This is a genomic window from Clostridium sp. Marseille-QA1073, from assembly GCF_054863625.1.
The window spans coordinates 1-4,199 of the sequence record NZ_JBSVQM010000054.1 but is presented as its reverse complement, the minus strand read 5'-3'; the positions used below and the strand labels follow the sequence as shown (position 1 = coordinate 4,199).

The following is a 4,199-nucleotide window of genomic DNA, read 5'->3' as shown; positions in this document are numbered from 1 at the left end:
GTTGACTGAGTTACTTTGAAAAGAAATAAATTTAGAACTTCTCTTATAAAAGAGAAGTATCAATAATTCTCCATTGTCAATCGTCAATTTTCAATTGTATAAGGGTTCCCCTAAGGTGCAGTATAATTTGGAACAAAATTATTGAATTTACACTAGCATTATTGAGATAAGCAATATAGCTAAAATATCGCTTAATATTGCAGATATAGTGCCATATCATACTGCACCCAGGAGCTTTATCAATGGAGAATTCAAAATTGACAATTGACAATTAAGGAGGAAATTATTTTTAGGCAAAATAATTTCTTGAATATGTTTCTAAGCTAGCAATGAAATTGCTAGTTATGTGGCGAACATTATTCGCTGCTACAGATAAATAATTGTGGATATTTCTCAGTTACCACTGAGAAATATCCACAATTGTCCATAGTCCATTGTCAATTCTCAATTGCCAAAGGGGTGTAAGAATAATGATGAGAAATCTTCTTAAATTGTGAACTAAATTAATCGCGATTTCTCAATTGTTCTGTATCCATATCTGGTTTTATTCCTTCAGGAAAGATTAGTCCATTATTTGTGCGTTCTATTACAGGATAAGAATCTTTAAAGTTTTGTATATCTACATCCGACTTTTTATATGTATAGGTTGGGTCATATAAATCTTTTTTATCTTTAGGCATTTTCATAGCTCCTTTCTTAAATACAATGTATAATAAAGTTTTTTAGTTATTAATTGAGTATGATGAATAAATATTCGTAATGTTAATCAAACAAAAATGATTTACCTTATTATTGGAATTTGATTGATAATTTATTCTTTTCTATATTTTGGAACTATAGTATAATGAAATAGGGTATATGAAACAAAATAAATGGTTAAATATGGAGTTGATATCTTGAATATATAAGAAGAAAAATTCCATTAATAGTATGATTGAGGGACGGTTTTAATTGCATAGTAATTATCATACTATGAGCTATTTGTAAAGTGTTTTGAGAATTATGAACTGGGGAGGAATGGGTAATAAATGAATGAAATGAATATTATTACAAACATGCAAAGTCCTCAAGAAAAGGGTACAGAAATAACTATTAGTATTGAAAATGAAATAGAACAAAATTTATTATATAAATTTCTAATTGGAAATGATGGAACTTGGGAGACTATTAAAGATTTTCAAAATGATAGTTGTATTAAGTGGCAGCCTAAGGATGATGGAAAATATATAATAATGGTACAAGCCAAAAGTGAAGGAAGCAAGAAGCCTTTTGATTTTATGTCTAAAATCGATTACATAATTGGCAAGTGTGAAGAAAATTTAATAAAATCCATATATTTAGATAGAGATGAAGTTAAAGTTGGAGAAAAGATTAACTTAACTGTAGAGGGAATCTCACCATCTATAATGTATAGGTACTGGGTTAAAGAAAACTCTCGTTGGACTCTTTTAACGGATTATTCTGCTCAAAATAATTTAAGCTATACTCCAAAGCAACACGGAGAAATGGAATTTTTAGTTGAGTGTAAGAATATACAATCAAAAAATTTATTTGATGACTTTAAATCTATAAGATTTGAAGTTCTACCAATTTCTTCATTGGAAATAACCAATTTTAAATGTATATCTACAGAACTTTTAGTTGATAGTGAACTTATTTTTGAAGTGGAAGCTAATTTTGATGAGAGCAGGGTTATATTATATAAATTTGTTAAAATAAATGAATATGGAGAAGTAACTTGTATTCAAGATTATTCTACTAAAAGGCTAGTTAGTTTTAGTGAGAATAAAAAAGGAGATTATAAACTCTTATGTTTAGCTAAAGATATGTATTCACCTAAAGAATTTGATGATAGAGCTATTATTCATTATAAAATTGCTCCTTATAATACTATTAAACTTCTTAGTTTTACTAGTGATTTAAGTTCTCCTCAAGTTATAGATACTGCTATAACATTAAAAGCAGTAGCATCAGGTGGGAGAGAATTATTATATAGGTTTGTCATAGATGGTAATGAAAGTCAAACTACTAAATATAATAATTCAAATAGCTATCTTTGGAAGCCTACAAAATGTGGAGAATATATTATTGAAGTTTACATTAAAGATAAGTCTTTTGATGGAGATTATGAGCTTAAAGAAAAAATGAACTTTACTATAGAAGAAGACTTTGTAGAAAAAGTAGAGATAGCTGAAATTTTATTTGATAAAAAAAGACAGCTTTTAGTTAAAGAACCTATAAATGTTAAAGTTATTGCTACTGGTGGAACAGAATTAAAATATAGTTTTATAGTTAAGAAAAATGATAGAATAGTCGATAAAATAGAATATGGAGATCATAATTGGGTTGACTTTTCTCCAGAAGAAGTAGGACAGTATGAACTTGAAATTATGGTTAAGGATAAACGATCTAAAAGAGAATATGACGTTCATTCTGTAGCTTATATTGATTGCTACGAATATATTCCAGCTAAGATAGAGTATGTCCTAACATCTAGCAAAGAATATTATTTAGTAGGAGATTCCATAGTATTAGAAGCAGTAATGGAAAATACGGAAAATAGCCTTATAAAATATAATATTAAAATAAATGGCCATGAGGTTGAGAAATCTGATCTTATATCAGAGAAAAAATTTAAATTTATTCCAAGATGTGCAGGACGATATGTTGTAGATATTATGAGCAAAAATATTTCAAGTACAGTGGAATATGATAGTAAAAAAAGTTTAATTTTTAATGTATTAGAGGCGCCACCAATTACAAATTGTAAAATAACTATTGATAAGGAAGAATTTAAATGTAATGAGTCAATAAATTTTACAGTAAGTTCTCAAGGTGGAAAAGATACAATATATGAATTTTACCTTATGGAAAAAGGCGATTGGAGATTAATTCAAAAGTATAGTAAAAAAAGCTATTATACTTTTATACCATTTAAAAAGGGCTTCTATAAACTATTGGCATTAACAAAAAGCAGTCATAAGAAAATAGCATATGAAGACTACGATATACTAGAGATTAAGGTAAACTCATAAAAGTTTTGAAAGATAGGTGAGAATTTTGACGGTACAAAACATGGGGAACATTGAAAATAATAATATGAATAGTATGCTGCCAGTTATGCTAGCAGCAAGCATGTTTAAAGGTTCAGGGGAAGGTAGCAGTGAAGGCTTTAATATGATTCTAAGCAGTCTTTTAAATGCCTTAAAAGAAAAGGATGAAGCCAGCAAAATTAATGGACAAGCAGCTTTAGGAGCAAATAATGATTTAACTCATATTACAGATTTAATTTTAAGACCTAACTATAACTTAGATGGAATTGTAAGTAGAGGTGCTAGCAGTGCTAGTTATCATGGAATTAATAATGGATATATTTCTCCTACAACACCTGTAAGTGATGATATTAGAATTGAAAGTGCAATTAAGCAGGCTTCATTAAAACATAATGTAAATGAAGGTTTAATAAGAGCTATTATAAAGGTTGAGTCAGACTTTAATCCTCAAACTGTATCATGGGCAGGGGCAATGGGGCTTATGCAATTGATGCCTGAAAATGTTAGTCATTATGGAGTTAAAGACCCATTTAATATTGAAGAAAATATTGATGCAGGTACAAGACATATAAAAGATTATCTAGAAATGTTTAATGGAGATTTAGAAATGGCATTAGCAGCTTATAATTGCGGACCAGGAACTATGCAGTGGAGAGGTGTAAAAACTCATGCTGACTTTAACAAACTACCAGAAGAAACTCAAAATTATCTTGTGAAAATAAAAAAATATTACAACCCTTAGTCAATGGAAAATGGAGAATTGACAATTGACAATTGTGGTTAAAATTAATTCTTTACGAATTAATTTCTTTAATTGATTTTAAACTAGCAATACAATTGCTAGTTTTTTGTTCACCTCTGGGGAACAGTAGTGAAGCCCTTTAGGGTTCCTCTGAGGTGCAGTATAGTTTGGAGCAGAAATTAGATAATTTAAGCTATAATTTTGAAGAAATATAATTAAGATATTGTTTTAATTGTAGATACTGTACAATATTTTATTGCACCTCAGGGACTTTATCAATGGAGAATGGAAAATTGACAATTAAGGTTGAAATTATTTTTTAGCAAAATAATTTCTTTAATGTATCTTTCACTAGCAATTTTATATTGCTAGTCATTATGGCGAATATTGTTCGCCGCTACGGA

3 protein-coding genes are annotated in these 4,199 nt (G+C 28.8%); 2 read left to right on the top strand and 1 reads right to left on the bottom strand.

Annotated features, from left to right (window positions below; translation table 11 throughout):
• Positions 1-503: 503 nt before the first annotated feature.
• Positions 504-686, bottom strand: a complete 183-nt coding sequence (locus tag ACY1IQ_RS20955) for a hypothetical protein (RefSeq protein WP_461615467.1) — start codon at positions 684-686, stop codon at positions 504-506.
• A gap of 342 nt (positions 687-1,028) precedes the next feature.
• Between ACY1IQ_RS20955 and ACY1IQ_RS20950 the strand changes: the two genes are divergently transcribed.
• Together ACY1IQ_RS20950 and ACY1IQ_RS20945 are read left to right on the top strand one after the other, a co-directional pair.
• A complete protein-coding gene (locus ACY1IQ_RS20950; protein ID WP_461615466.1) occupies positions 1,029-3,035 on the top strand; it encodes a triple tyrosine motif-containing protein in 2,007 nt (668 codons plus the stop codon).
• 40 nt (positions 3,036-3,075) lie between these two features.
• Positions 3,076-3,795: a lytic transglycosylase domain-containing protein gene (locus ACY1IQ_RS20945; protein ID WP_461615465.1), complete on the top strand. Its 720-nt coding sequence runs from the start codon at positions 3,076-3,078 to the stop codon at positions 3,793-3,795.
• The last annotated feature ends 404 nt before the right edge of the window (positions 3,796-4,199 follow it).

Coding starts and splice junctions, on each gene's coding strand:
- ACY1IQ_RS20945 (WP_461615465.1), top strand. CDS start 3,076: ATGGGGAACATTGAAAATAATAATATGAATAGTATGCTGCCAGTTATG.
- ACY1IQ_RS20950 (WP_461615466.1), top strand. CDS start 1,029: ATGAATGAAATGAATATTATTACAAACATGCAAAGTCCTCAAGAAAAG.
- ACY1IQ_RS20955 (WP_461615467.1), bottom strand. CDS start 686: ATGAAAATGCCTAAAGATAAAAAAGATTTATATGACCCAACCTATACA.